Source organism: Prauserella rugosa (assembly GCF_000719975.1).
In the GTDB taxonomy this organism is placed as follows: Bacteria; Actinomycetota; Actinomycetes; order Mycobacteriales; family Pseudonocardiaceae; genus Prauserella; species Prauserella rugosa.
On sequence record NZ_JOIJ01000005.1, the window covers coordinates 196,901 to 222,152 of the forward strand.

The 25,252-nt window shown below is 69.1% G+C and carries 28 protein-coding genes and 1 tRNA gene; 19 read left to right on the top strand and 10 right to left on the bottom strand.

Annotation, left to right across the window (positions count from 1 at the left end; translation table 11 throughout):
* Positions 1-90: 90 nt before the first annotated feature.
* Positions 91-852: an ArsR/SmtB family transcription factor gene (locus tag IF64_RS0109430; RefSeq protein WP_030531662.1), complete on the top strand. Its 762-nt coding sequence runs from the start codon at positions 91-93 to the stop codon at positions 850-852.
* A gap of 111 nt (positions 853-963) precedes the next feature.
* Here IF64_RS0109430 and IF64_RS0109435 read toward each other — a convergent pair whose 3' ends face one another.
* Positions 964-2,445 carry a S10 family peptidase gene (locus tag IF64_RS0109435; RefSeq protein WP_030531663.1) on the bottom strand — a complete coding sequence of 494 codons (1,482 nt, stop codon included), beginning with the start codon at positions 2,443-2,445 and terminating at the stop codon, positions 964-966.
* A 58-nt stretch (positions 2,446-2,503) separates the two neighbouring features.
* Here IF64_RS0109435 and IF64_RS0109440 point away from each other — a divergent pair, with 58 nt between their 5' ends.
* The 11 genes from IF64_RS0109440 (at position 2,504) to IF64_RS0109490 (ending at position 10,274) form a co-directional block, all read left to right on the top strand.
* Entirely contained in the window at positions 2,504-3,718 is a 1,215-nt protein-coding gene (locus IF64_RS0109440; RefSeq protein WP_342779930.1) for a macrolide family glycosyltransferase, read from the top strand.
* Positions 3,690-4,400, top strand: a complete 711-nt coding sequence (locus IF64_RS0109445; protein ID WP_030531665.1) for a uracil-DNA glycosylase — start codon at positions 3,690-3,692, stop codon at positions 4,398-4,400. The genes IF64_RS0109440 and IF64_RS0109445 overlap by 29 nt, the downstream gene beginning before the upstream one ends.
* Positions 4,397-4,567, top strand: a complete 171-nt coding sequence (locus IF64_RS27095; protein ID WP_157575508.1) for a hypothetical protein — start codon at positions 4,397-4,399, stop codon at positions 4,565-4,567. The genes IF64_RS0109445 and IF64_RS27095 overlap by 4 nt, the downstream gene beginning before the upstream one ends.
* Complete coding sequence (locus tag IF64_RS27470; RefSeq protein WP_169741932.1) at positions 4,564-4,716, top strand: hypothetical protein; 153 nt, start codon at positions 4,564-4,566, stop codon at positions 4,714-4,716. Before IF64_RS27095 ends, IF64_RS27470 begins: the two co-directional genes overlap by 4 nt.
* Positions 4,717-4,797: 81 nt before the next feature.
* Positions 4,798-5,154: a hypothetical protein gene (locus tag IF64_RS0109460; protein ID WP_048808576.1), complete on the top strand. Its 357-nt coding sequence runs from the start codon at positions 4,798-4,800 to the stop codon at positions 5,152-5,154.
* Positions 5,155-5,358: 204 nt separating this feature from the next.
* On the top strand, positions 5,359-6,681 hold the full coding sequence (locus tag IF64_RS0109465) for an NAD(P)/FAD-dependent oxidoreductase (protein WP_030531667.1): 1,323 nt from the start codon (positions 5,359-5,361) through the stop codon (positions 6,679-6,681).
* A gap of 141 nt (positions 6,682-6,822) precedes the next feature.
* Positions 6,823-6,896: transfer RNA gene (locus IF64_RS0109470), tRNA-Leu, on the top strand.
* 223 nt (positions 6,897-7,119) lie between these two features.
* Complete coding sequence (locus IF64_RS0109475) at positions 7,120-7,476, top strand: WXG100 family type VII secretion target (RefSeq protein WP_248700053.1); 357 nt, start codon at positions 7,120-7,122, stop codon at positions 7,474-7,476.
* Positions 7,477-7,559: 83 nt separating this feature from the next.
* Positions 7,560-8,366: a putative T7SS-secreted protein gene (locus tag IF64_RS26000; protein ID WP_030531669.1), complete on the top strand. Its 807-nt coding sequence runs from the start codon at positions 7,560-7,562 to the stop codon at positions 8,364-8,366.
* Between the two features lie 236 nt (positions 8,367-8,602).
* Entirely contained in the window at positions 8,603-9,028 is a 426-nt protein-coding gene (locus tag IF64_RS27100) for a hypothetical protein (RefSeq protein WP_145600458.1), read from the top strand.
* Between the two features lie 406 nt (positions 9,029-9,434).
* The gene (locus IF64_RS0109490) at positions 9,435-10,274 is read left to right on the top strand and encodes an aldo/keto reductase (protein ID WP_030531671.1); all 840 of its coding nucleotides are present in this window, start codon (positions 9,435-9,437) and stop codon (positions 10,272-10,274) included.
* Between the two features lie 49 nt (positions 10,275-10,323).
* Here IF64_RS0109490 and IF64_RS0109495 read toward each other — a convergent pair whose 3' ends face one another.
* Entirely contained in the window at positions 10,324-10,965 is a 642-nt protein-coding gene (locus tag IF64_RS0109495) for a TetR/AcrR family transcriptional regulator (protein WP_030531672.1), read from the bottom strand.
* A 106-nt stretch (positions 10,966-11,071) separates the two neighbouring features.
* Between IF64_RS0109495 and IF64_RS0109500 the strand changes: the two genes are divergently transcribed.
* From IF64_RS0109500 to IF64_RS0109510, 3 genes are read left to right on the top strand one after another with little or no spacing between them, the layout of a single operon-like run.
* Positions 11,072-11,560, top strand: a complete 489-nt coding sequence (locus IF64_RS0109500) for a 2Fe-2S iron-sulfur cluster-binding protein (RefSeq protein WP_030531673.1) — start codon at positions 11,072-11,074, stop codon at positions 11,558-11,560.
* Positions 11,557-12,561, top strand: coding sequence for an FAD binding domain-containing protein (locus tag IF64_RS0109505; protein ID WP_030531674.1), 1,005 nt, complete (start codon positions 11,557-11,559; stop codon positions 12,559-12,561). Before IF64_RS0109500 ends, IF64_RS0109505 begins: the two co-directional genes overlap by 4 nt.
* Complete coding sequence (locus IF64_RS0109510) at positions 12,558-14,771, top strand: xanthine dehydrogenase family protein molybdopterin-binding subunit (RefSeq protein ID WP_030531675.1); 2,214 nt, start codon at positions 12,558-12,560, stop codon at positions 14,769-14,771. Before IF64_RS0109505 ends, IF64_RS0109510 begins: the two co-directional genes overlap by 4 nt.
* Positions 14,772-14,784: 13 nt before the next feature.
* On the opposite strand, the gene IF64_RS0109515 is transcribed toward IF64_RS0109510, so the two are convergent.
* Entirely contained in the window at positions 14,785-15,618 is an 834-nt protein-coding gene (locus tag IF64_RS0109515) for a helix-turn-helix transcriptional regulator (protein WP_030531676.1), read from the bottom strand.
* A 148-nt stretch (positions 15,619-15,766) separates the two neighbouring features.
* Here IF64_RS0109515 and IF64_RS0109520 point away from each other — a divergent pair, with 148 nt between their 5' ends.
* Positions 15,767-16,507, top strand: coding sequence for an SDR family oxidoreductase (locus IF64_RS0109520; protein WP_030531677.1), 741 nt, complete (start codon positions 15,767-15,769; stop codon positions 16,505-16,507).
* Positions 16,508-16,522: 15 nt separating this feature from the next.
* On the opposite strand, the gene IF64_RS0109525 is transcribed toward IF64_RS0109520, so the two are convergent.
* From IF64_RS0109525 to IF64_RS0109535, 3 genes are all read right to left on the bottom strand, one after another.
* Positions 16,523-17,347, bottom strand: a complete 825-nt coding sequence (locus IF64_RS0109525; protein WP_030531678.1) for a DUF72 domain-containing protein — start codon at positions 17,345-17,347, stop codon at positions 16,523-16,525.
* Positions 17,348-17,414: 67 nt separating this feature from the next.
* Complete coding sequence (locus IF64_RS0109530) at positions 17,415-18,437, bottom strand: LLM class flavin-dependent oxidoreductase (protein ID WP_030531679.1); 1,023 nt, start codon at positions 18,435-18,437, stop codon at positions 17,415-17,417.
* 46 nt (positions 18,438-18,483) lie between these two features.
* Entirely contained in the window at positions 18,484-19,584 is a 1,101-nt protein-coding gene (locus IF64_RS0109535; protein ID WP_051757677.1) for a saccharopine dehydrogenase family protein, read from the bottom strand.
* Positions 19,585-19,669: 85 nt separating this feature from the next.
* On the opposite strand from IF64_RS0109535, the gene IF64_RS0109540 reads away from it, so the two are divergent.
* A complete protein-coding gene (locus IF64_RS0109540) occupies positions 19,670-20,260 on the top strand; it encodes a TetR family transcriptional regulator (RefSeq protein WP_030531681.1) in 591 nt (196 codons plus the stop codon).
* Here the strand turns inward: IF64_RS0109540 and IF64_RS27105 are convergent.
* The 4 genes from IF64_RS27105 to IF64_RS0109560 form a co-directional block, all read right to left on the bottom strand.
* Positions 20,257-20,415, bottom strand: coding sequence for a hypothetical protein (locus tag IF64_RS27105; RefSeq protein ID WP_211252551.1), 159 nt, complete (start codon positions 20,413-20,415; stop codon positions 20,257-20,259). The two genes, IF64_RS0109540 and IF64_RS27105, sit on opposite strands and share 4 nt — an antisense overlap.
* Before the next feature lie 56 nt (positions 20,416-20,471).
* Positions 20,472-21,440, bottom strand: a complete 969-nt coding sequence (pip, locus tag IF64_RS0109550) for a prolyl aminopeptidase (protein WP_030531682.1) — start codon at positions 21,438-21,440, stop codon at positions 20,472-20,474.
* A 93-nt stretch (positions 21,441-21,533) separates the two neighbouring features.
* Entirely contained in the window at positions 21,534-22,289 is a 756-nt protein-coding gene (locus IF64_RS0109555; protein WP_246134779.1) for a multidrug ABC transporter permease, read from the bottom strand.
* A 29-nt stretch (positions 22,290-22,318) separates the two neighbouring features.
* Entirely contained in the window at positions 22,319-23,242 is a 924-nt protein-coding gene (locus IF64_RS0109560) for an ABC transporter ATP-binding protein (protein ID WP_030531684.1), read from the bottom strand.
* 158 nt (positions 23,243-23,400) lie between these two features.
* On the opposite strand from IF64_RS0109560, the gene IF64_RS0109565 reads away from it, so the two are divergent.
* Together IF64_RS0109565 and IF64_RS0109570 are read left to right on the top strand one after the other, a co-directional pair.
* Positions 23,401-24,615 carry a sensor histidine kinase gene (locus tag IF64_RS0109565; RefSeq protein ID WP_030531685.1) on the top strand — a complete coding sequence of 405 codons (1,215 nt, stop codon included), beginning with the start codon at positions 23,401-23,403 and terminating at the stop codon, positions 24,613-24,615.
* Entirely contained in the window at positions 24,612-25,214 is a 603-nt protein-coding gene (locus IF64_RS0109570) for a response regulator transcription factor (RefSeq protein WP_030531686.1), read from the top strand. The genes IF64_RS0109565 and IF64_RS0109570 overlap by 4 nt, the downstream gene beginning before the upstream one ends.
* Positions 25,215-25,252: the final 38 nt, after the last annotated feature.

Genomic DNA, 25,252 nt, shown 5'->3' on the forward strand with positions numbered 1-25,252 from the left:
TGCCGGAGACTCCATGGCTTGACGGGCAACCATAAGGTTGCCTAGCCTGCCCATAGGCAACCTTGTGATTGCGCATGGATGGAGGTGGGCATGGACGCGTTCAAGGCGCTGGCCGACCCCAGTCGCAGGCGGCTGCTGGACCGGCTGAACGCTCAGAACGGACAGAGCCTCCGCGAGCTCGGCGACGGCCTCGGCATGACGCGGCAGGCGGTCACGAAACATCTCGCTGTCCTCATCGAGGCGAATCTCGTGACGATCGTGCGCCATGGCCGAGAACGATTGCATTACCTGAATCCCGCGCCCATCAACGAGATCGCCGGCCGCTGGATCGGCAAGTACGACCGCGAACGACTCGACGCGCTCGAGGATCTGAAACGAGCACTGGAGGAGCCAGCGATGAGCAAGCCCACGTTCGTCTACGTCACCTACATCAAGACAACGCCCGAGAAGCTCTGGCAGGCGCTGACCGATCCCGCATTCATTCGGCGCTGGTTCGGCGGGATGAGTATGGAGTCCGATTGGAAGCCGGGATCGCCCATCATCGCTGTCGACCCGGACGGCACCCGCGTCGAAACCGGCGAGGTCGTGCTCGAATCCGAACCGGGTAAGCGGTTGTCCTACACGTTCAAGGTCACGGCCGAGGCGGGCAGTGCGTATGCCGAACTGGCCGAGGAGCCACCGTCGCGGGTCACGTTCGAGCTGGAACAGGACGGCGACACCGTCAAGCTCACGCTCGTCCACGACGATTTCGTCGGGCCCGAGAGCAAGGTGCTCGAATCGGTGCGGCAGGGGTGGCCGGCGTTCATGTCGAGTCTGAAGTCGTTGCTGGAGACCGGCGAACCACTGCCGTGAGGTGGTGCGATTCCGCGTGAGGGCAGTCGTCCGGCGCCGCAGCGTGTGGCCACGGCGCCGGACGGTGCGGTGCACGAGGTGAGCCCTGCGTGACGAGGACTCGCCACCGGGTCAGCGGTTGGACGCCGACTTCACGAACGCACCGAGGTCCTTGCCCTGCTGGATCCTCGACGGTTCGTGCACGTACATCATGTGGCCTGCCGGGTAGTACGCCGTCTCCACATTGGACCGCAGCTCGTCGGGGATCCGGAGCTGGGCGAGGACGTGCTCGGCCGCGTAGTACGGGGTGGCACCGTCGTAGTGGCCGAGCGCGACATGCACCTTCAGGTGCGGGTTCTCGCGCATCGCGCCGCTGAGCGACTCCACCACGGACACGGCCCTGCCCTCGAAGTCCGAGTACGACCAGGCCTTGTTGACGTCGGTCGAGAGGATCTCGTACGGCAGGTCGCTGACATAGTCGAGTTCGGCGCGGACGTAGTGGTTGAACGCGGCCGAGTAGGCGCCGATGATGCGCGACACCGAGGCGTCGTCGCTCATGTGCTCCCTGCCGCCGTCGGGCTCCCAGGTGGTGAACCGCCCGTCCATCCGGCCGGTCACCAGCCCCTCGTCCCGCAGCAGCTCGGTGAAGAAGCGCACGTGCTCGATGCGCAGGTTGACCCGGTCGACGTAGGACTCGGACAGGCCGGTCAGTTCGGCCAGCTTGGCGACGATCTCGGCGCGCTCCTCGCCGTCGAGGCGGGCGCCGCGTTGCAGGGCCCAGAGCAGGTCCCTCGACGCGAACTCCTCGGCCTCGGCCAGGACGTCGTCGAGTTCCCGGTCACCGTGTTTGCCGTGGTAGTGGGCGATCGCGGCGTAGGTGGGCACGAACAGCGTGTAGGGCAGGTCGTTGCCCTCGGTGAACCGGATCGTGCCCATGTCGAGCACCGACGAGATCAGCAGCAGTCCGTTCAGGTACAGGCCGTGGCGGCTCTGCAGATGTGCGGCGAGCGCGGCGGCCCGCAGCGTCCCGTACGACTCACCCGCGACGAACTTCGGCGAGAGCCAGCGCTGGTTGCGGGAGGTCCACAGGCGGATCACCTCGCCGACGGATTCCACGTCCGGCGTGAACCCGTGGTAGTCCGCGGGCTTCTCACCGCTGGCCGCGCGCGAGTACCCGGTCGACACCGGGTCGATGAACACGAGGTCGCTGTGTGCCAGCAGCGTGTCGGCGTTGTCGACGATTCGGTACGGCGGCGGTTCCGGGTCGTCGACGTCGCCCGAGACCACGCGCCGCGGTCCGAGGACACCCATGTGCAGCCAGATGCTCGACGAGCCGGGGCCGCCGTTGAACGCGAACGTGACCGGCCGGGTCGTGGGGTCGGCACCGTCCAACGTGTAGGCCGTCACGTACACCTCGGCCTTCGGCTTGTGGCCGTCGAACGCGCCGTCGGTGAGGACCTCCTTGCGCAGCACGACCCTGCCGGTCTGCGCCGTGTACGCGAGCTTGCGGCGTTTGACGGTGATCGAGTGCTGGGTGGTGACGAGGTCGTCGGTCGGCTCCGTGGCGCCCTCGGTCTCGGGTTTGCTGTCGGCTGTGTCTTGCGTGTCTGGCATGGGTACAACCTATGCCGATCGGTGCCTGCTCGTCCGGAGATCCACGGCCGGTTCACGCGTGGCGGAAAAACGCTCGGCCGTGCGCCGCGGTGACTGGGACGATGCGGCCATGCGCTTCGTCATGGCGGGCGTGACCGCGCCCAGTCACGTGTATCCGGGTTTGGGGCTGATCGCCGAACTCGTCGCCCGTGGTCACCGGGTCACGTACGTCGTCGGCGACCGACTGGCCGAGCTCGTGGCCGCGACCGGCGCGGAGGTGGTCACGCACGACTCCGTCATGCCGGGGGCCGACGAGCACTGGCCCGACGACGTCGGCGAGGCGATGCAGGTGTTCCTCGACGACGCCATGACCGTGCTGCCCGTCGTGCTGGGCATCGACCGGCCGGACGCGGTCCTCTACGACATCGGCGGGTTCGCGGGCCGGGTCGCCGCACACCGGTGGAACGTGCCCGCCGTGCAGCTGTCCACCGCCTACGTCGCGTGGGAGGGCATGGCCGAGGAGATGGCGGAGTTCGACGAACAGGTGAAGGCGTCGCCGTCGGGTGCTCGGTACTACGCGACCGTGCGCGCGTGGCTCGACGAGAACGGCCTCGGCCTCGACGCCGACGAGTTCCTCGGATCGCCGCCGGCGTGCGTGGTGCTGATCCCGCGGGTCCTGCAGCCCAACGCCGACCGGGTCGCCGACCGCTACGTGTTCGCCGGACCGTGCATCGATCCGGCCCGGCGCACCGGCTGGACGCCCGACCCGGGAGACGACCGCACGCTCGTCTACGTCGCGCTGGGCACGTCGTACACCCAGCGACCGGACATCTATCGGGCCTGCATCGACGGCCTGGCCGGCGACTACCGTGTCGTGCTCGCCACGGGGAAGGTCGACCCGGCGGAGCTCGGCCCGCTGCCCGACGGGGTGACCGCGGCGCGCAGCCGGCCACAGCTGGACGTGCTGGAGCACGCGTCGGTGTTCGTCAGCCACGCGGGGATGGGCAGCGCCGCCGAGTCACTGTGGTTCGGAGTGCCGACCGTGCTCGTCCCGCAGGCCGTCGACCAGTCGACCAACGCCGACATGCTCGTGTCGGTCGGCACCGGGGTGCGTCCCGCCGAGCCGTGGACGGCCGGCAGCCTGCGGGCGGCCGTCGACGAGGCGGCCGCCAAGGCAGGCCGTGCGGCGCAGGTGCGTGCCGAGGTACGTCGCAACGGCGGGGTGGCCCGTGCCGCCGACGCCGTGGAACGGCTGTCCGGCGAGAATGGCGTGCGTGGTGCGGACACTCGCTGACCTCGACCGAGAGCTGATCGACTGCCGCGCGTGCCCGCGGCTTGTGGAATGGCGCGAGCACGTCGCGGTGACGAAACGTGCTGCCTTCGCCGACGAGACGTACTGGGGCAGGCCGGTGCCCGGGTTCGGGCCTGCCGACGCGCGACTGGTGATCGTCGGCCTCGCGCCCGCCGCGCACGGCGCCAACCGCACGGGACGGATGTTCACCGGCGACCGTTCCGGCGACGTGCTGTACCAGGCCCTGTACGACGTCGGCCTCGCGTCGCAGCCGACGGCGAGCCACGTCGGGGACGGCCTCGAGCTGTACGGAACGCGGATCACCTCACCGGTGCACTGCGCGCCGCCCGCCAACAAACCCACGCCCGCCGAACGCGACACGTGCGGTGGCTGGCTCGCCGACGAGCTCGACCTCCTCGCGCCCACGATGCGCGCGATCGTCGTGCTCGGCGGATTCGGATGGCAGGCGCTGCTGCCGATCCTCGCGCGGGCCGGCTGGCAGGTGCCGCGCCCGCGTCCGGTGTTCGGCCACGCGGCGCACGTCGAGCTCGCCGGACCGGCGCCACTGCACCTCGTCGGCTGCTACCACGTCAGCCAGCAGAACACCTTCACCGGACGGCTCACCCCGGAGATGCTCCGCGGCGTGCTCGAGCAGGCGAAGACGCTCGCCGGGCTCGGCGGTTGACTCGACCGGAACTGGTCAAGGACGCGCTTGCGCGCGAGGCCTGGGAACGAGGGCAGTCGCTGCAGGCCTTCCTACTGGGCGTGTTGCAACGGCAGGCCGCGTTCAGTGGTAATCGGCAGCTGTTCGCGGAGATCGAACGGGATCTGACCGCGGGTGGCGCCGCGTGATCCGGATGTGGCAGTTGCGCGACGCCATCAGCGGATACGACGCGGCGTACGCCGCGTTGGCGCAGGCGCGTGGCATTCCGCTCGTGACCGCCGATGCGCGGCGTGCGCGCGCGGCCACCGGCCAGTGTCGCGTGGAACTGGTCGCGTAGCGTGGACGTGTGCCGGTGCGGCATCGAGCCCTGTGTGTCGAGCGCCCCGGTGGTCGGTTTCGTGGCCGTAAGGTGCCGGTCATGGCTGGATCGCGGGAGAGTCTTGCCGAGTCCGCTGTGTCACGACGACGCCGGGTCGTGGTCGTGGGGCTCACGCTCGTGGCGGCCGCATGCGCCGGCGTCGCGCTGTGGGGCATGCACGACCTGGTTATCGCGAAGCGTTGCTTGGACGGTGCTCTGTACCGCGACAGGTTCAACGGCGCGGCCATCACCCCGGACGCCTGTGTCATCGCCACCACGACGGGTTCGCCGATCCGGGTCGCGTTGAACGGGCCGTCGTTTGTGGGGACGCTGCTCGCGACGGTAGGAACGGTCGCCGCCGCCGTCGCGACGTTCGTCGCCGTCCGCCGTGTCCGCCGTGCCCACCGGGGAGCGTGATGGTTCGGCGGGCTCGTGTCGTGCTGGCCGAGTTGCTGACCGTGGTTCGTGGACGTCCGCCGCGGGTCGGCCGCGACCCTTGCGAGACCCCTTAGGTCCGTGTAAAGGTCCTGTCAACTGAATCGTTTGCGAGAAGTTGGCGACACCGGTCACACCTGGCCAACCCGGTGAGTGTGGGTTGCCGGCGAGTGGGAAACTGAACTCATGGCAGTCAAGTCGGAACCGACGAGGATCCTCATCCTCGGCGGCGGATACGTCGGCCTCTACACGGCGCTGGGCCTCCAGAAGAAGCTGCGCGCCAACGAGGCGTCCGTGACGATCGTCGATCCGCAGCCGCACATGACCTACCAGCCCTTCCTTCCGGAGGCGGCTGCCGGGTCCATCGAACCCCGGCACGTGGTGGTGCCGTTGCGCCGGGTTCTCCGACGCTGCCACGTGCTCACCGCCCGGGTGAACAAGGTCGAGCACGAGCGTAAGACCGTGACGGTCGAGGCGGCCGACGGGCACATCGAGCAGCTGGGCTACGACGTCCTCGTCGTGGCGCTCGGCTCGGTGCCGCGGCTGCTGCCGATCCCCGGTCTGGCCGAGCAGGGTATCGGCATCAAGACGGTCGGCGAGGCCATTTACCTGCGCAACCACGTGCTCACCAAGCTCGACGAGGCGTCCAGCACGCTGGACCCCGACCTGCGCAAGCGCTTGCTGACGTTCACGGTCGTCGGCGGTGGCTTCGCTGGGATCGAGGCGCTCGCCGAGCTCGAGGACATGACCCGCTTCGCGACGCGCTACTACTCGAACATCGAGCCGGAGGACGTCCGGTGGGTGCTTGTCGAGGCCGCGGGCCGCATCCTGCCCGAGGTGCGCGACACGCTCGGCGTGTGGACGGTCGAGCAGCTCGAGAAGCGCGGCATCGAGGTCTACCTGTCGACGGCGGCGAAGTCGTTCGAGAACGGCCACGTGGTGCTCTCGGACGGCACCGAGTTCGACAGCGACACCATCATCTGGACCGCGGGCGTCAAGGCGAACCCGGTCGTGGCCGGTTCCGACCTGCCCACCGACAAGCGGGGGCGGCTCGAGGCCACGGCGGCGCTGAACGTCGTCGGTCACTCGGACGTCTGGACCGCGGGTGACGTCGCCGCGGTGCCGGACCTGTCGCGCACGGAGGACGACCCGACGGCGACGTGCCCGCCGAACGCCCAGCACGCCGTGCGGCAGGCCAGGCACCTGTCGAAGAACATCATCGCGTCGCTGCGGGGCGGCAAGCCGACGGACTACTACCACAAGAACCTCGGCGCGGTCGCCGGTCTCGGCCTGCACAAGGGCGTGGCCGACGCGATGAAGATGAAGATCAAGGGCTTTCCCGCGTGGCTGTTCCACCGCGCGTACCACGTGCACGCGATGCCGACCTTCAACCGCAAGGTGCGCATCCTGCTCGACTGGGCGCTCGGTGGTCTGTTCCGCCGCGAGACGATCTCCCTCGGCCAGATCAACAACCCGAAGGAAGAGTTCACCCGCGCGTCGAAGTCCTGACCGCGCAGGCGTGAACCGCCTCACCGAAACCGGTCCCGGGAAGCTGTCCCGGGGCCGGTTTTCGTTTTCGTAACCTCCGTACCAGCGGTTTCGTTATCGGGCCCGCCGCGCGTGCGACGGCACGGGGCATAAGCTGCAAGAGCCCCCGTAGCCCAACCGGCAGAGGCAGTCGACTTAAAATCGATCAAGTGCGGGTTCGAATCCCGTCGGGGGCACTCCAAGGATGGCAACAGCTGAGGCGCTTCCGGCGTTGTCGTAGCGCAGTTCGAGGCGGAGGGCTTCGAACAGTCGTCGGGCGAGGTCGGCTGGCAGATCCTCGATGGCGTACAACCCGCGGTAGCCGGCGAGGACCCGCAATCGGGCCGGGAGCTGCTGAGTCCCCGCGTCACGTCGACATACGCGACAAGTATCCGCGGGGTTGACCTCGACCTCGTGTGGATGGCTACCCTGCTCGCACGAGTGACCACAGGGGTAGATGTGGACGGACCGGGCTATCACGTCGATGTCGACACGCTCGATCAAGCTGGAACCGCGATCCAGAAGGCCGTCGACGCGCAAGATAACTTCGAGTTGCGTAGTTTGACCGGTGAGCCGGAAATGTACGGTGATGAGCCGTTGCGCAATGCGCTGATGGATGTGTGCGTGCGCTGGAGTGACCGGATCGACGATCTTGTCGACGACGCCGACGAGATTGGCCGCGCGTTGAAGGCGTCGGCTCAGGCATACCGCGAGGCTGAACGTCAGGCCAAGGGGGCGCTGCCGGACGATCCGGCTGTGGATGTCGCCGATGGCTGAACTCGGTGAGACTGAGGATCCGCGGGCGCTGATCCAGGGCAACCCCGAGGCGATCGACAAGAACGTCACGGTCCTGAACAACCGTGGCACAGCAGGCCGTGAACGCCGCGATCGGTCTGCGCGCGATCGACACCGGCGCCTGGACCGGTCCGGCGGCCAACGCCTTCCGAGACGAGTTCTCCTACGAACCCACCAAGTGGTACGAAGCCGGCGACGCACTTACCTACGCAGGAGAGGTCCTCGGTCTTTACGCCGGAACTCTGCGCTGGGCACAAGGTCAGGCTCGCGAAGCCATCGAGCTGTGGAAACAGGCACAAGGGCAAACCGCAAGAGCGCAACGGGAGCACGATCAGGCCGTGGCCGAGGCCACGCGCCAGAACCAGGCCAACGCTGCGGCCGGTGACCCGACCTGTGTGACCGTCGAACCGTTCGCCGACCCCGGCGAATCCACCCGCCAGGCGGCTCGCGACACCCTGAATCGGGCACGGCAGCAGCTCAAGCAGGTCGCCGACGAAACGGCCCAAGCGCTTCGCGACATCACTCCGGCCGAAGAGGAAACCACTCTCAGCAAGCTCGGCCACGGCGCACTCGACATCGCCGGACTTATCCCAGGCGTCGGCGAACTCGCCGACGGCACCAACGCCGCCTGGTACGCAGGACAGGGCCGCTACACAGAGGCCGCCATCTCCGGCGCCGCTGCTATCCCGTTCGCCGGATGGGCCGCAACTGGCGGCAAAGCCGTCGACCGCGCCACCGACATCGCCAAAGCTGCCGGGCACGCGCCCGCGAAGTTCGGCCACGCCACCCACACCAACTACCGCAAGACATTCTTCGAGAAACACCCTGACCTCGAAGGTAAAGTCGTCGTCCACCACGCCGTCGAACAGTAGGCGAAACGCAACTACCCCGACTCGGGAATCACCGCAGCGGAGATGCACTCCTATGAGAATCTGCGCGGAATCCCAAAGGACGAGAACGCGACCCTGCACCTGAGTGAGATACGGAAAGAGTGGAACAGGTTCTACAAGCACAACCCTAACGCTTCCACGGAAAACCTTCTGGACTTCGCGACTCACATCGACAACAAGTACGGCGGGCGTTTCAACCCGCCGGTAAGGTGATCTTGATGGCCTACTACTCCCTGGAACCAGCCGCGCCTGGCGAACTTGGCGAGCGTGTAGTCATGGACGCGTCGGTCCACCCGCCACGCGTGACGCATGCCCACCTGCATCTCGACGGTTGGCTCAACGATGACCTGATCGAGGCGTACCCCTGCTACTTCGTCTCTGAGGCGCTGGCTGCTGCTATCCAGAACAGTGACCTTGGCGGCTACGAACTCCGCGACGTCGAGGTAACTGTCTCCGAGGACGCGCCCGACAGCGAGCGTGCTGTCATCCCCGGTATTCGCTGGCTCGTCGTCAGGGGTACAGCTGGCGTCGATGACCTCGGCGTCACTGCCATCGGCCAACTCGTCGTGTCTGATCGTGGGCTTGCCGTTCTGCAGCAGGGAAACCTCGACCATTGCGACGTCGAGGACTACACCACGGCCTGACGCCGAACCGACAGCTATCCAGTGCTTCGTGCCGCGCCTGTTGCGAGGCCGCTGAAGGGGTACGAAATACCTCGATGGGATCAACGTGCTCGCGTGAATGCGGGTAACCGAATCCCACACGGCGAGGTACGAGACGTGACGGGCCCGTGCTCGAGAATCGCGGCGCCTCGGGTCGTTGACCTGACTTTCTTCGTCGTGTTTGTACCGGTTCGATCGTTTGGCGTGGTCGATGGGCACGATGACGGCGTCTCTCGCGGCGCCGCCGGCAGAGTGCGGCGAGGATTGTGGGCGTCCACAAAGGTCGCCGTGTGTGTCCTGCGCGCGAAGGTTCCCGAGATGGGGTGCGATGTGATCAAGCCCCGTTGCTCACGCGAATACACGGGGCCGGACACGCGTTGTACCGGGCATGGCACCAACGAACGTACCCACGATCGCACTGAACAACGGCGTAGCGATGCCGCAGGTCGGTTTCGGCGTCTTCAAAGTCGGCGCCGACGAGACGGTGGCAGCTGTCACCTCCGCGCTCGAGGCCGGCTACCGCAGCATCGACACCGCTGCCGCATACGGCAACGAGGGCGAGGTCGGCAAGGCCATCGCCGACTCGGACGTCGCGCGCGAGGACATCTTCCTCACCACGAAGCTGTGGAACGCCGACCAGGGCTACGACGAGACGCTCAAGGCGTTCGACACCAGCCTCGAGAAGCTCGGCACCGACTACGTCGACCTGTACCTGATCCACTGGCCGATGCCGGACGTCGACCGCTATGTGGACACGTGGCGCGCGTTCGAGAAGATCCACGCCGAGGGTCGCGCGAAGGCGATCGGCGTGTCGAACTTCCAGCCCGAACACCTCGACCGCCTCGCCCAGGCGTCGGACATCGTCCCAGCGGTCAACCAGGTCGAGCTGCACCCGTACCTGCAACAGCCGGAGCTGCGCAAGTACCACTCCGAGCACGGCATCGCCACCGAGGCGTGGGGCCCGCTCGCGCAGGGCGGCGACGTCCTCACCGACCCGACCGTGACCGCGCTCGCCGAGAAGTACGGCAAGACGCCCGCACAGGTGGTGCTGCGTTGGCATCTGCAGCTCGGCAACGTGATCATCCCGAAGTCGGTCACGCCGTCGCGCATCAAGGCCAACCTCGAGCTGTTCGACTTCGAGCTCGACCGCGACGACCTCGGCACACTCAAGGGCCTCGACCGCGGCGAACGCGTCGGCGCACACCCCGACACCTTCCACGTTCGCTGACGACGCGCAGACACCGATCGATCCGGCTCCTTCGCGGGTATTCCGGCGTTCACCGCAACGTCGGAATACCCGCGAGGAGCGCGGCTACCGCCCGCTTCGTCGCGGGCACGAACTCCACCTGCATGGCGGCCAGCTCGGGATGGCGGTCGTAGGCCTCGCGCAGTGTCGGCGGTGGGTTCGCGGCCGGGTAGAACGCCATCGCGCACGCGGCCGCCGCCGTGACCACCTCGCTCGCCTCGGCTTCGGTGAGCTCGGCGGAGCACTCCGCGATCGCCACCGCCAGCTCGACGATCAGCCCGTGCATGGTGCGTTTGAACTCCGCCGCCGCCTCCACCCCGACGTTGTGCTCGAGCGAGGTGCCGCCCTGGCTGATCAGGTCGCACAGCAGCGGTCTTTCGCCGAGCGACTCGACGAGCGCGTCGACGATCCCCTCGCGCGGCAGCCGCAGCTTGACCTCGTCGACCCACTGCCGTCCGTGGACCAGTGAGAGCTCGAGGTAGATCTCCTCACGGGTGCCGAAGTAACGCACCACGTTCGACTTCGCGAAGCCCACCCGTTTGGCGATGTCGCCGAGGCTGACGTTGCGCACCCCGCGTTCGAGCGCGAGCTCCTCCGCCGCCGCGAGGATCGCCTCGCGGCGCTGCTGTTTCTGTTCCGGGCGCCTTGCCCGTACGAATGTTTCCTGATCCATGTCTCAGCGGAGTATAGGTAACCGGTTAAAGGAACGCTGTTCTCTTGTTAGCGGTACGGCGTTCTGTTAACTTTGCGGTACATCCACCACGACGAAGGAGACCGCGATGGCCGAGGTGCGCTTGCGCGTCAACGGGGCCGACCGACGGCTCGACATCCCCCCGCAGGTCAGCCTGCTCGACGCGCTGCGCGAGCACCTCGGGCTGCCCGGCACGAAGAAGGGGTGCGACCAGGGCGCGTGCGGCGCGTGCACGGTGCTCGCCGACGGCGAGCGGATCAACGCCTGCCTCGCGCTCGCCGTGCAGTACGCCGACCGCGAGATCACGACCATCGAAGGCGTCGATCACCCGCTGCAGGAGGCCTTCGTCCGCCACGACGGGTTCCAGTGCGGCTACTGCACCTCCGGCCAGATCTGCTCGGCGATCGGGATGCTCGCCGAGCACAAGGACGGCATGCCCAGCGCCGTCAGCGAGGACCAGCCGGCCGAGGGCGAGGAGCTGACCGACGAGGAGATCCGGGAACGCATGAGCGGCAACATCTGCCGCTGCGGCGCCTACAACGGGGTCGTCGAGGCGGTCGCGGAGGTCGTGCGATGAGAGCGTTCGACTACGTGACGGCCACGGACGTCACCACCGCGCTGCGCACAGTCGCCGAGAGGCCGGGCGCGAAGTTCCTCGGCGGCGGCACGAATCTCGTCGACCTCATGCGGGAGAACGTCGAGCGGCCCGACGTGGTCGTCGACGTCACCCGGCTGCCCCTGACCGGCATCGACGAGTTGCCCGGCGGCGGTGTCCGCGTCGGAGCCGGCGTGCGCAACAGCGCGCTCGCCGCGCACCCGCTCGTTCGTACGCGCTACCCCGTGCTCTCGCAGGCAGTGCTCAACGGCGCGTCGGCGCAGCTGCGCAACATGGCGACCGTCGGCGGGAACCTGTTGCAGCGCACGCGATGTCCGTACTTCTACGACACCGCGTCGCCGTGCGCGAAGCGCGAGCCGGGCAGCGGCTGCGGCGCGCTCGGCGGCATCACGCGTGACGCGGCGATCCTCGGGGTGAGCGAACACTGCGTCGCGACGCACCCCTCGGACATGGCGGTTGCGCTCGCGGCGCTCGACGCCGTCGTCGAGGTGGAAAGCATCCGGGGTACGCGCCGCGTTCCCGTGCTGGAGCTGTACCGGCCGCCGGGCGACACACCGCATGTCGAGACCGTGCTCGAGCGCGACGAGCTGATCACCGCCGTCGAGCTGCCCGCTACCGATGCGGCCCCGCGGTCCCGTTACCGCAAGGTGCGCGACCGGGCTTCGTACGCGTTCGCGCTCGTCTCCGTGGCGGCCGCGCTGCGCCTCGACGGTGACACGATCGGCGACGCACGCGTCGCGCTGGGCGGCGTGGCGCCGCTCCCGTGGCGTGCCGCCGAGGCCGAACGACTGCTCGTCGGCGCACCCGCCACCGAGGAGACCTTCGCCCGCGCCGCCGACGCCGAGCTCGCCGCGGCCACCCCACAACACGACAACGCGTTCAAGGTCGAGCTCGCACGCCGCACGATCGTGGCGACCCTGCGCGAACTCCGGGAATACGCCGCAGACGGGAGCGCCGCATGACCAGCACTCACCACACCACCCGTGAGCCCGTCGTCGGCGCACCGGTCGATCGCGTCGACGGGCCGGCGAAGACTACCGGCGCGGCGCGCTTCGCGGCCGAACACGATCTTGCCGGCCTCACCCACGCGGCACTGGTGACCGCGACCGCCAGCCGTGGCCGGATCACCGGCATCGACACCTCCGCCGCCGAGGCGCTTCCCGGAGTGGTGGCGGTGCTGACGCACCACAAGGCGCCGAAGCTCAACCCGCCGAAGCGCGTCTCCCCCGTCAACATGAGCACGATGGTCTCCGGTACGCAGGTCAACTACCTCAACACCGACGAGGTGCACTGGGACGGCCAGCCGGTCGCCGTCGTCGTGGCCGAGCATTCCCACGCCGCACGCGAGGCGGCCGCGCTCGTCGAGGTGACCTACGAGCGTCTTCCCGCCACCGTGGACTTCGCCGCGGAGCTGCCGAACGCCGTGCTGGACAAGGGAAACATGCTCATGCCCACCGGTGCGAAGAAGGGCGACGCCGACGCGGCACTCGCGGCGGCACCGGTCGTCGTCGACTCGGCGTACTCGACGCCGCAGCACCACCACAACGCGATCGAGCCGCATGCGACGACCGCCGTGTGGCACGGCGACGTGCTCACCGTCCACGACGCGACACAGAACATGGCGTGGCTGCGCGCGCATCTCGCGCTCCGGTTCGGGGTGCCGGAGGCCAAGGTGCGGGTGCTGGCGCCGTTCGTCGGCGGCGGTTTCGGCGGCAAGGGCTTCGCGTGGCCTGGTGTGATCCTCGCGGTGCTCGCCGCGCGGGCGACGGGCCGCCCGGTCCGGCTGTCGCTCACCCGCGAGGACGTCTACCGCACGGTCGGCGCGCGGACACCGTCGACTCAGCGCGTGGCGCTCGGCGCCGGTCGGGACGGGAAGCTCACCGCACTCGTACACACCGCGGTCACCAGGAAGAGCCCGGTCGGCGGTCAGCCGGAACCCGCCGTCACACCCGCGAACCACCTCTACGACGCCGCCAACATCCGTACGGGGCAGAGCTCGGTGACGCTCGACTGGATTCCGAACACGGCCGTGCGCGCACCCGGCGACGCGATCGGGTCGTTCGCGCTCGAGTCGGCGATCGACGAGCTCGCGCATGAGCTGGGTGCCGACCCGATCGAGCTGCGCATGCGTAACGAGCCCGAGCGAAATCCCATCGACGGCAAAAAGTTCTCGCATCGGATGCTGCGTGAGGCCTACGAGCTGGGCGCGCATCGCTTCGGCTGGGCCGACCGATCGCCGGAGCCCGGCACGACACGCGACGGCCGTTGGCTCGTCGGCACGGGCGTGGCGACGGCGTACCACCCGCAACTGCGTCTCACCGCGAACGTGACGGTACGGCTCGCCGCCGACGGCACCGTGACCGTCCGCAGTGGACTACACGAGATCGGCGTCGGCGCGGCGACCGTGCAGGCGCAGATCGCGGCCGACGCGCTCGGCGTGCCGTTCGACGCGGTGCACGTCGAGCACGGCGACTCGGCGCTGCCCGAGGGCGCGATGGCGGGCGGCTCGATGCAGACCTCGAGTGTCGCGGCCAGCGTGCTCGCGGCGTGCCGGAAGCTCACGCGGCGGCTCGACGCGCTGGCGCGGCGTTCGGGCACAGCGGGCCGGACGCCGGCCGAGGTCGTCGCCGCCGCGAAGGCGCCCTACATTGAGGCGGCGGTCGGTTCGGACACCAGGATCGGCAAGGCGGCGGGCCAGGCGCGGTTCATGGCGAGGACGGTGCGCGACATGCGCAGGTGGCAGAAGGCCGCATGTGGCGCGCACTTCTGCGAGGTCCGAGTCGATGCCGACACCGGCGAGGTGCGCGTCTCCCGGTGGACAGGTGCGTTCGACGTCGGCCGTGTCATGAACCGCAAGACCGCGGTCAGCCAGCTCCGTGGCGGGATCGTCATGGGCATTGGGATGGCGCTCACCGAAGAGGCACACGTGGACCCGCGCAGCGGCCGGATCATGAACCCGAGCCTGTCGGGCTACCACGTGCCCGTCCACGCCGACATCCCGCCGATCGACATTGCCTACCTCGACGAGCCGGACCCGACCATGCCGCTGGGTTTGCTCGGCATCGGCGAGGTGGGCATCACCGGTGTCGCGGCGGCGGTCGCCAACGCCATCCACAACGCGACGGGCAAACGCCTCCGCGACCTGCCCATCACCCCGGCCAAGCTCCTGTGAGGCGGCGCTCGTCTCAGGTGGGTGACTGCCGACGGGTCGCGGCCATGGTTCCGAGTAGCGCCATTGCTGTCGCGCTCGGTGTTCCGGGCTCGGCGTGGTAGACGACGAGTTCCTGGCCGGGGGACGAGCGGACGTCGAAGGTCTGCATGGACAGCGTGATCGTTCCGACGTCCGGATGCTCGAAGGTCTTGGTTTCGGCTGCCTTGCCCCTCGCGTCGTGCCGCGCCCACAGGTCGCGGAACTCCGCGCTCTGCTCGAGCAGCGTGGTGAGCACCGACCGGATCCTCGGATCGTCGGGCGCTGCTGCGTGGTTCAGCCGGAAACCCGCGACCGAGTTGGCCGCCACCCGGGGCCAGTCCACATAGAACTGCCGCGCACGGGGCGAGAGGAAGACGAGCAGCATCAGGTTGTGCTCGGGACCGAAATCCTGGAAGAGCGCGTCGGCGATCTCGTTGCTGGCGAGCACGTCGTAGGCCCGGTTGTAGATCAGCGCCGCGTTGTCGGGCCAGTTGTCCATCAGCCGTAACAGCGAGGGCTCGACCCGGTCGATCACGGCACGCGGAACCGCCGTGGGAGCAAGCCCGGCCAACCGGAAGAGGTGCGCCCTGCCGTCGTCGCCGAGGCGGAGCGCGACGCTGAGTGCCTCGAGGACCTGCGCGGAAGGGGTTCGTTCGCGTCCCTGCTCGAGCCGTACGTAGTAGTCGGCGCTGATCCCGGCCAGCGCGGCGACCTCCTCCCTGCGAAGACCGGGCACGCGGCGGTGACCGGTCACCGGCAGGTTCGCCTCGGCAGGCGTGACCCTGGCGCGACGGGTGCTGAGGTAGTCCCCGAGAGCGGAGCTGGCCATGAGGCCACGGTAGCCGCGGCGGCGCCGTCGGTCCTGGGTGTGTTGGTCCCATGATGATCGCGGCCTCCCACCCGGCCCGCTGCCGGCCGACGCTGGACCAGGTCAGCCGGTCACACGCGAACCGGCACACACGAACAAGGGAGCACCGTTGTCGACACCGGAACGGGACAGCAAGGTCGTAGTCGTCACCGGGGCGAGCAGTGGCATCGGCTCAGCGGTCGCCGAACGCCTCGCCACCGAGGGGCACCACGTCGTCGCCGTCGCTCGTCGCGCCGAGCGGTTGGACGAGCTGTCGGTCCGCATCGGGGACACCGCGGGCGGCCTCACCACCATGCGCGCCGACGTGACCGATCGCGTGGCCATGGAAAACGTGGTCGAGAAGACGCTCGCCGCGCACGGTCGTCTCGACGTCGTCGTCAACAACGCGGGGGTCATGCCGCTGTCGCCGTTGCGGGCCGGGCACGTGCACGAATGGGACCGGATGATCGACGTCAACGTGCGCGGCCTGCTGCACGGTATCGCTGCGGCCCTGCCCGTGTTCGAGAACCAGGGCGCGGGACATTTCGTCACCGTCGCGAGCGTGGGCGCGCACGAGGTCTCACCGACGGCCGCCGTGTACTGCGGAACCAAGTACGCCGCATGGGCGATCACCGAGGGGCTGCGTCTCGAAACGGACCCCGGAATCCGGGTCACCACGATCTCGCCGGGCGTCGTCGAGTCCGAACTCGCCGACACGATCACTGACTCGGAAGCGGCAGCGGCGATGCGGACCTACCGCGCACACACAATTCCGGCTGACGCCATCGCGCGTGCGGTGTCCTACGCGCTCGACCAGCCGTCCGACGTCGACGTGAACGAGATCGTGGTCCGGCCCGCTCAGCAACGTTGAGCGAAGGGGGTGGTGTCAGAACAGGGTCGCCGGCTCGACCGGCTCCGGTTCGGGCAGTGGGTCGAGGTCGGGCACCAAGGTGCGGACGTCGTCGTGGAAGCGGCGGGCCAACATGGGTGCGTCGCGGTTGTCCGGGGTGTGCAGGAAGACCGTCGGCGAGCGGCCCTCCCGCAGCCAGTCGGCGACGACGGTGGTCCACGGCTGCCAGCCCGCGGCCGTCTCGTCGACCGAGTCCCTGCCGAGGTAGCGCACGATGGGCCGGTCGGTCAGCGCGCGCGTTCGCCGGGGCAGGCGAGGTTTCTGTTGCCAGGCCTCGTGTTCCGCTTCGCTGGTGGGTGGGGCGGCGAACAGTAGCGTCGTGTCGAACGGCACCCATTCGGCGTTCGCGCCCGCGAGCGTGGTCTCGAGCCGGGACGCTGCACTGGCGTCGGTGAAGAACACCGGGTCGCGCACCTCCACCGCACGTGGAATGTCGGGCGGGAGCCTGCGCAGGAACCGGCCGAGCGCGTCAAGTGCGGGCGGGCCGAACGAGCGCGGCAGTTGCGTCCACAGCACTGCGCGTTCGGCGATCGGTTCGATCGCGTCGAGGAATGCGCGCATCTCGGTCTCAACGCCGACGAACCGGCGCTCGTGCGTGGCGCTCCTCGGCAGTTTCAGGACGAACCGGAAGTTGGGATCGGTCTGTGCCGCCCAGCCCGCGACGGTCGCACGCGTGGGTGTGGCGTAGAAGGTCGTGTTGCCCTCGACGGCGTTGCACAAGCGGGCGTAGGCACCCAGGCGCCTGCCGGCAGGCAGTGCGGACGGCAGGAAGCGTCCCTGCCACGCCTGATGTGTCCACATTGCACACCCGACATGAAGCCGTGGCACCCTCAGCTCCTTTCGGCCGCCCTTCGCGTGTCCCCGGTTCTCAACGCCAGCCGAGTTCCGGCGCCACGTGGGTGAGGACGCTCTCGAGGATATGCGCGTTGTAGTCGACGCCGAGCTGGTTGGGCACGGTCAGCAGTAGCGTGTCGGCGGCGGCGATGGCCTCGTCCTCGGCCAGCCGCTTGACGAGGACGTCGGGCTCGCCTGCGTACGAGCGCCCGAAGACGGCGCGGGTGTTCGCGTCGAGGTACCCGACCTTGTCCTCGGAGTCGCCCGCGTCGCCGAAGTACATGTCGTCGAGGTCGCTGACGATGGGGAAGATGCTGCGGCTGACCGAGACGCGCGGTGAGCGCTGGTGTCCTGCGGCTCGCCACGCCTCGCGGTAGGCCTCGATCTGTTTGCGCTGCTGGACGTGCAGCGGCTCGCCGCTCTCGTCATCCTTGAGCGTCGAGCTCTGCAGGTTCATGCCGAGCCGCGCCGCCCACTGCGCCGTGGCGTCGGAGCCCGAGCCCCACCAGATGCGCTCGCGCAGGCCCTCCGAATGCGGCTCGACGCGCAGCAGGCCGGGCGGGTTGGGGAACATGGGGCGCGGGTGTGGCCGCGCGAAGCCCTCGCCCTCGAGAGTCGCGAGCAGCGTTTCGGTGTGTTCGCGGGCCATGTCCGCGTCGGTCGTGCCCTCCCGCGGCTCGAACCCGAAGTAGCGCCAGCCGTCGACGACCTGTTCGGGCGAGCCGCGGCTGATCCCGAGCTGCAGCCGCCGGCCCGCGATGAGGTCGGCGGCCCCGGCGTCCTCGGCCGTGTAGAGCGGGTTCTCGTAGCGCATGTCGATCACGCCGGTGCCGATCTCGATACGGCTCGTGCGCGCGCCGATCGCGGCCAGCAGCGGAAACGGCGACGAGTGCTGCTGCGCGAAGTGGTGCACGCGGAAGTAGGCGCCGTCGGCCCCGAGCTCCTCCGCCGCGACGGCGAGCTCGATCGCCTGCAGCAATGCGTCCGAGGCCGAGCGTGTCTGCGAGTACGGCGCGTCGGACCAGTGGCCGAAGGACAAGAACCCGATCTTCTTCACTCCCCGTGCAACGCCCAGCGACGAGATGTTTGTTCCGCCGCACTCGTCAGGGCGACGGCGTCTCCGCCGGTCGGTCGCCGATCACGTACTCGCCACCGCACGCCTCGACCAGCGACGGCCCGAAGAGGGCAGCCGGAGTGTGGGCTCCCGGCCGGCCTTTGCCTGTCAGCAGGCGATGCGCGACCTCGGCGGCGACAGCTCCGGTGAAGATCTGGGCATCGCCCAGGCGCAGCCAGCTCTCACGGGTGGTGCCGTCCGGCCAGCGGACGTGAGCGTGTCCCCAGGAGTGCTCACGAGGTCGTTCACGAGCCCGCAGCCGTACCTGCGCGAACCGCCGCGTGGCGAAGGCCCGCAGGGCCGGGATCCTCAACAGCGCCGTGCCCAGGGGCAGCAACGCGCGGACGGGCAACGACGTCGGGGCCTCGCTCGACGCGGAGATCACCGAAGGGGCTCCGCTGGCGCGGCGGGCTGCGACGAACTCGCCGAGCGGCATGCTCGCGGTCCGCACCCGGGCGCCGTCGGGGAGCGTGAGCGACCGGACCGCACTGCCGAGCCGGGCCGGTCGCGCATCCTCACAGCGGCCACGGCGAACGCCTGCCACTCCGTCGACGAGCGTTGCGGCGAGAGCCTCGCCGACCGTGCCCTGTTCAATGCCGATGGAGGGCACCATGTCCACGCGCACGGAGGCGGCGGGAGGGCGCTGCCGGCACAGCCGGACGACGATGCTCTCCGTAGCGGCAACGCCGAAGCCCGCGCCGCTCACCAGCGTCCGACCGGTGCCCGCGGCTTCGCCGTCGACCTCGAGCAATGCCGAGATGGCCGAGATGTCATTGGCGAGGTCGACGTAATGCGTCGTGGGCAGGCACGCACGAGCGAGCGGCATTGCGGTCGCAGCGAACGGCCCGACCGTGTTGATCACGACCGCGGGCTGCCTGCGACGGATCTGCTCGGCGGCCTCGTCAAGGGAGGCGGAGACCAGCGTCGTGGCGTTGCCGACCTGCGCTGCGACGTCGGCGAGACGTGCGGAGTCGCGGCCGACCAGCACCGGCGATATTCCCCGCCGAACCAACTGTGCGGCGACCTCCCGCCCGCTGCGTCCGGTGCTGCCCAGCACCCATACCTCGTTACCCACAGCATGTGTTGCCACAGCGTGCTCCGATCGGTCGGTGATGACATGACGTGTCATCACCATACGCGGTGATGACACGTCATGTCATGAGTACGCTGTGCGCGTGAGCAGATGGGAGCCTGGTGCGCGGGAGCGCCTGGAGAGCGCTGCGCTCGAGCTGTTCGAGGAGCAGGGCTTCGCGGCGACGACGGTCCCGCAGATCACCGCGCGCGCCGGGCTCACGACGCGGACGTTCTTCCGCTATTTCACCGACAAGCGCGAGGTGCTGTTCGGTGACGCCGACGTCGCGGAGCTCGCCGCCGCGTACGTGGCGGAGGCGCCGGCTTCCCTGGCTGCCGCAGAGCTGGTCGTGCACTGTCTGGAGCGGCTGACGCAGGAGCGTTTCGAGGGGCGCAAGGAAGACCTTCGGCGGCGGCGCGACATCGTTCGTTCCGACGAGGGTCTGCGGGAGCGCAACCTGCACAAGCGTGCCGCGGCAAGCGATGCCCTTGCGCGGGAGTTGGCCGGGCGCGGTTTCGGCACCGCCGAGGCGACGTTGTGTGCCGAGGTCGGTGCGCTCGCCCTGTTCACGGCGATCGACCAGTGGCTCGAATCCGGCGACGACCGCACGCTCTTCACGCTCGTCCTCGGGGTCCTGGAATCGCTGGGTGTCGTCGTGGCCGGTTTCGGGGCCGTGCGCACGCGCCGGAGCTAGACCCCGACGGTCGGTGCGATCCAGTCGCCGGACAGGTCGATGTGGTCGGCGCGGCTGGTGTCGAAGTACCGCATGATCCGCTCGCGGAACAGGATGACGTGGCGGGTGGAGACGTCCTCGGCCGTTGCGGTGTCGCGGTCGCGGTATGCCCGCACGATCTCCGAGCGGGATGCTCCACCGGGCGACCTGAGGCGGCGACGACATCGGCTGGTCAGCGGTGGCCCCCGGCGAAGCGGTCGGTGGCGGCGATGATCGCCTCGGTCATGCTTCCGCCGCGGTGGCCGGTGTCGTCGAGGACGACGAGTTCGCTGCCCGGCCACGCGCGATGGAAGGCCCACGCCGTGTCGAGTGGGCCGCTCACGTCGTAGCGTCCGTGAATCAGCACGGCGGGTATGTCGTGCACGCGTTCGATGTTGCGCAGCAGCTGTCCGTCCTCGAGGAAACTCCCGTGCGACCAGTAGTGCGTCACGAGCCGGGCGAAGGCCAGTTGGAACGCCGGGTTGGCGACCGACAGGTACGGCTCGGCGTCCGGCGCCAGCGACATGTGCGTGTCCTCCCACTCGCACCACCGCTGCGCGGCCGCTGCCCGCACGTCGGGGTCGGCGTCGTGGAGCAATCGGTTGTAGGCCGCCGACAGATCGCCGTCGCGGTCGCCCTCGCGCACGCCGTCGCGGAAACGTTCCCATTCGCGCGGGAAGATCCGTCCCATGTCGCGCGTGATCCAGTCGTGCCGATCCCCGTCGGTCACGGCCGACAGGACCATGGCCGACACGCGCTCGGCGTGGCTCTGGGCGTAGGCCATGGCGAGCGTGACTCCCCAGGACGCGCCCCACACCAGCCAGCGCGAGATGCCCAGGTGCGTCCGCAGGGTCTCCATGTCGGAGACGAGGTGCTGGGTGGTGTTGGCCGACAGGTTGACGACCGGATCGGCCGCCGAGGGCGTGCTGCGGCCGGAGTTGCGCTGGTCGAACAGCACGATGCGATACCGATCCGGATCGAACAGGCCCCGCATGCCCGGCGCGCTGCCCGTACCCGGACCGCCGTGCAGGCCGACGGCCGGCGTGCCGTCGGGGTTTCCCGAGACCTCCCAGTACAGCGAATGTCCGTCGCCGACCTCCAGCATTCCTGTCGCATGCGGCTCGATCGGTGGGTAACGCCCGGCGCCGGATGTACTGCCCATGTCGCCATCATCGCGTGCCGGTAGGCCAGTGCAGAAGCCTCGGTGCACGGCACGTGGACCGCCGACGGGTCCGGCTCGAAGTCCCCCCTAACCTCACACGCGGCGATCCCATCGGAACAGCCGGGTCGCTGCGACGGCTCCCAGGGCGGTCCAGCCTGCCAGGACGCCGAATGCCGGCAGCGACGCCGACAGCGCGCCCCATCCGATCGCCGGGTCGTAGGCGAGACGGACGAGATCCATCAGCGCACCTCCCGGCGTCAGCAGTTGCACCACGTCGGGGCCGTCGGCCCCGCCCATGCCGCCCCAGATGACCGTGCCGAGCAGGAACAGGAAGAACGGCATCGCGGCCATGTCGGCCTGTTGGATCGTCGACACCAGTCCGGTCGTGGCGATGGCGGCCACTGTCGACATGGCGACCAGCAGCAAAATGGCGAGCACGAGGATGAGCGGGTTGTGGGGAACCGCCGGTCCGAACACCCAGACGATGCCGACGATGAGCAGGCACTGCAGGATGCCGAGCAACACCACCGGCGACGCCAGCCCGAGGATGATCGTGCTGTCGGCACATTCACTGGTGCGCAGCCGCTTCAGGTAGAGGTCCTCCCTGCGGGCGGTCAGGGTCAACGTGGTGGTGATGTACACGGTCATGCCGGCCATGAGTGCGATCTGCAGGGCGATCGGCAACGCCCAGCCGAGTGCGCCGAGCGTGTCCCGGCCGAAGACCACCAGCAACACGGCCATACCGATGGGAAACACCGTGGCGGTCCCGGCGACGGTCGCGTTCCGGCCGATCAACTTGGCCTCGGCGAGAAACAGTGCGGTCAGGCGAGTGCGGGCCAGAGCCATCATTGCGCTCCTGTGGGTTCGAGGTGGTCAGGTCAGCGCCGCTCGGCGTCGCCGTCGCGATCGACCACGCGGTGGAAGATCTCGTCGAGTGAGGCGTGATGGGCGCGGAACCGGCGCAACGACACCTCGTGGGCGCTGCGCCACTGCACGACCGCGGTCAGGTCCCGTTCGAGATCCGGTGTGCGCAGCCGAAATTGCCCCGCGTGGAGTTGTTCGACGTCCACCTCGCCCGCGAACGAGGGCAACGAACCGAGCGCGACGCCGGAAGGGAAATCGAACGAGATGTGCGCGCGTTCCGAAGAGAGCACGTCCACCAGACTCCCGGACACGGCGAGCTCGCCTTCGTGCATGATCGCGAGCCGGTGCGCCAGACTTTCCGCCTCGTGCAGGTAGTGCGTCGTGAGCAGCATGGTGACGCCGTCGGCCAACAGATCGCGGACGACCTGCCAGGCCGCCTCGCGGGACTCCGGGTCGAGCCCCGTCGTCGGCTCGTCGAGGAAGAGCAGCTCGGGCTTGGTCAACACCGCCAACAGCAGATCCAGCCGCCGGCGTTCGCCACCGGAGAGCTGCTTGACCCGCACGTCGCGGCGGTGGGCGAGACCGAGCCGTTCCATGGCCGAGTCCGCGTCCGAGGGCCTGCTGCTCAGCCGCTGCCAGAGTCGCACCGTCTCGGCGACGGTCAGGTCACCGGCGAATCCGCTCTCCTGCAGCATGATCCCGGCCCGGCGGTGCAGCTGCTTGCGGTCCTCGTACGGATCCATCCCGAGCACCCGAACCGTGCCCGCGGACGGTTTCCGTAGCCCCTCGAGTGTCTCCAGGGTCGTGGTCTTGCCCGCGCCGTTCGTGCCGAGAAGGGCGAAGAGCTCGCCGGTGCGCACATGGAAGTCGACGCCGCGGACGGCTTCGAACGTGCCGTACGAGCAACGCAGGTCGCGTACATCGATTGCCGTGTTCACGTCGTCGACGTTCGCAGCGGCGGACCGGTCCGCACCAGGGTCGTCGATCACCGATCCGCGTGCGTTTCGACGGGCGCGGTGATGACAGATGTCATGTCGGCGGGTCGTTTCCGCCAGGGACGGAAGCGCTGTCCCGTGTCGATGTGCCACTGTGAGCCATGCGAGATTCGCCGTCGCCGGAGGTGCCGAGCCCCGGCTGGATGCGCTGGATGCGTCGCTACACGTGGGGGACCTTGGGCGCGGCAGGCGCCGTGGTGGCGGTGATCCTGGCGCGCGACCTGGCCACCGCCCCGTTCGGTACGGCCAACCGGATCGCGCTGGGCGCGTTGATCGTGGGTCTGGTCGTGCAGCGTGCGCGGTTCGTCGGCTACGCGGCCCGAGGGGTCGACTTCGCAGCTCGCAAGCCGGTGGAGCAGATCCTCACGTGCAGCGTCGCCGTGGTCGCCTGGGCGCATGCCGCGCGGTACACGGACATGCCCGCGGTGTGGGCACTGCTGCCCGCCGCCGTCGGCGGGGCGAGCATTGTCAGCGCTCCGCACGAGTACCGCCGCAATCTCGGCGTGGGCCTGCTCGCGGCCACCGTTGTCACCGGTTCGCTCGCCCTGTCGTGGCGTCACCATCCGGAGGTCGAGTCGGCGTCGTTCTCGATCGTGCTGGCTGCGGTCGTGGTCGGAGCGTTCTTCGTCATCGACGTGGTGTCGGTGCGGTTCTGGGAGCTCGTGCTGGAACTGGACAAGGCTCGGGCCCTCGCGGCCGACCTCGCCACCGCGCGGGAGCGGCTACGGTTCGCCGCCGACCTGCACGACATCCAGGGCCATTCGCTCCAGGCAATCGTTCTGAAGGGCCAGCTGGCCGAACGGCTCGTGGGAACCGACGACGAGGCGGCGCGCAGGCATGCCGCCGAGCTGACCGAACTGGCGCGATCGGCCATCGAGGACACGCGCACGCTCGCCCAGGGGTACCGCGACATCGGCCTCGAGACCGAACTGCACAACGCCGTCGAGCTGATGACCGCCGCAGGTATCGACGTCGACGTCCGTGGCGATCCGGCGTCGATCCCGCCGCCCCTGCAGCGGGCCTTCGCGGCGCTCGTCCGGGAAGGGACGACGAACATACTGCGGCACAGTCGTGCGGCCCGGTGCACGCTGGAGATCGGGCACGCGGACCGGATGGTCCGCATGGCGCTCGGCAACGACGGAGTGCGGCACCACGGCGATGCGGACACGGGAGACACGGGCGACGGCGGAGGAAGTGGCGTGAGCGGACTGAGGGAACGGTTCGCGACGGTCGGCGGCGACGCCACGGCCGGGCGGACGGAGCACGATTGGTTCGAACTGAGCGGTTGGGCACCGGAACCGGAGGGCAGGCGATGATCAGAGTGGTGCTCGTCGACGACGAGGACCTCGTCCGGGGCGCGCTGGCAAACCTGCTCGAACTCGAGGCGGACATCGAGGTCGTGGCACAGGCCGGAGACGGAGCCTCGGGCGTGCGACTGGTCGAGGAGTGCACGCCCGACCTCGTACTCCTCGATCTCGAGATGCCCGGCATGGACGGCCTGACCGCCGCCGAGGCGATCACCACCCGGTTCGGCGTCCCGGTCGTGATGGTGACCAGACACGCCAAGCACGGGGTCCTGAAGCGTGCACTCAACGCCGGCGTCCGGGCGTTCGTGCCGAAGGTGACTCCGGCGGGGAAACTCTCGGAGATCCTCCGCGATGTGCACGCGGGTGGACGCTACGTCGACCCTGGCCTCGCGGCGTCGGCGCTGGCGGCCGACGTGTGCCCGCTCAGCGTCCGTGAGCTGGAGTTGTTGCGGCTCAGTCTCGACGGGTTGACCGTGGGCGCCATGGCCGAGGCGACCCACCTGGCCCCCGGAACGGTGCGCAACTACCTGTCGTCGGCGATGTCGAAGTTGGACGCCGACACGCGCTATGCGGCTGCGCGGAAAGCCTGGGAGGAAGGCTGGATCTGAACGCGGACGCATCCGCGGTGTGACGGATGCGCGCGCCG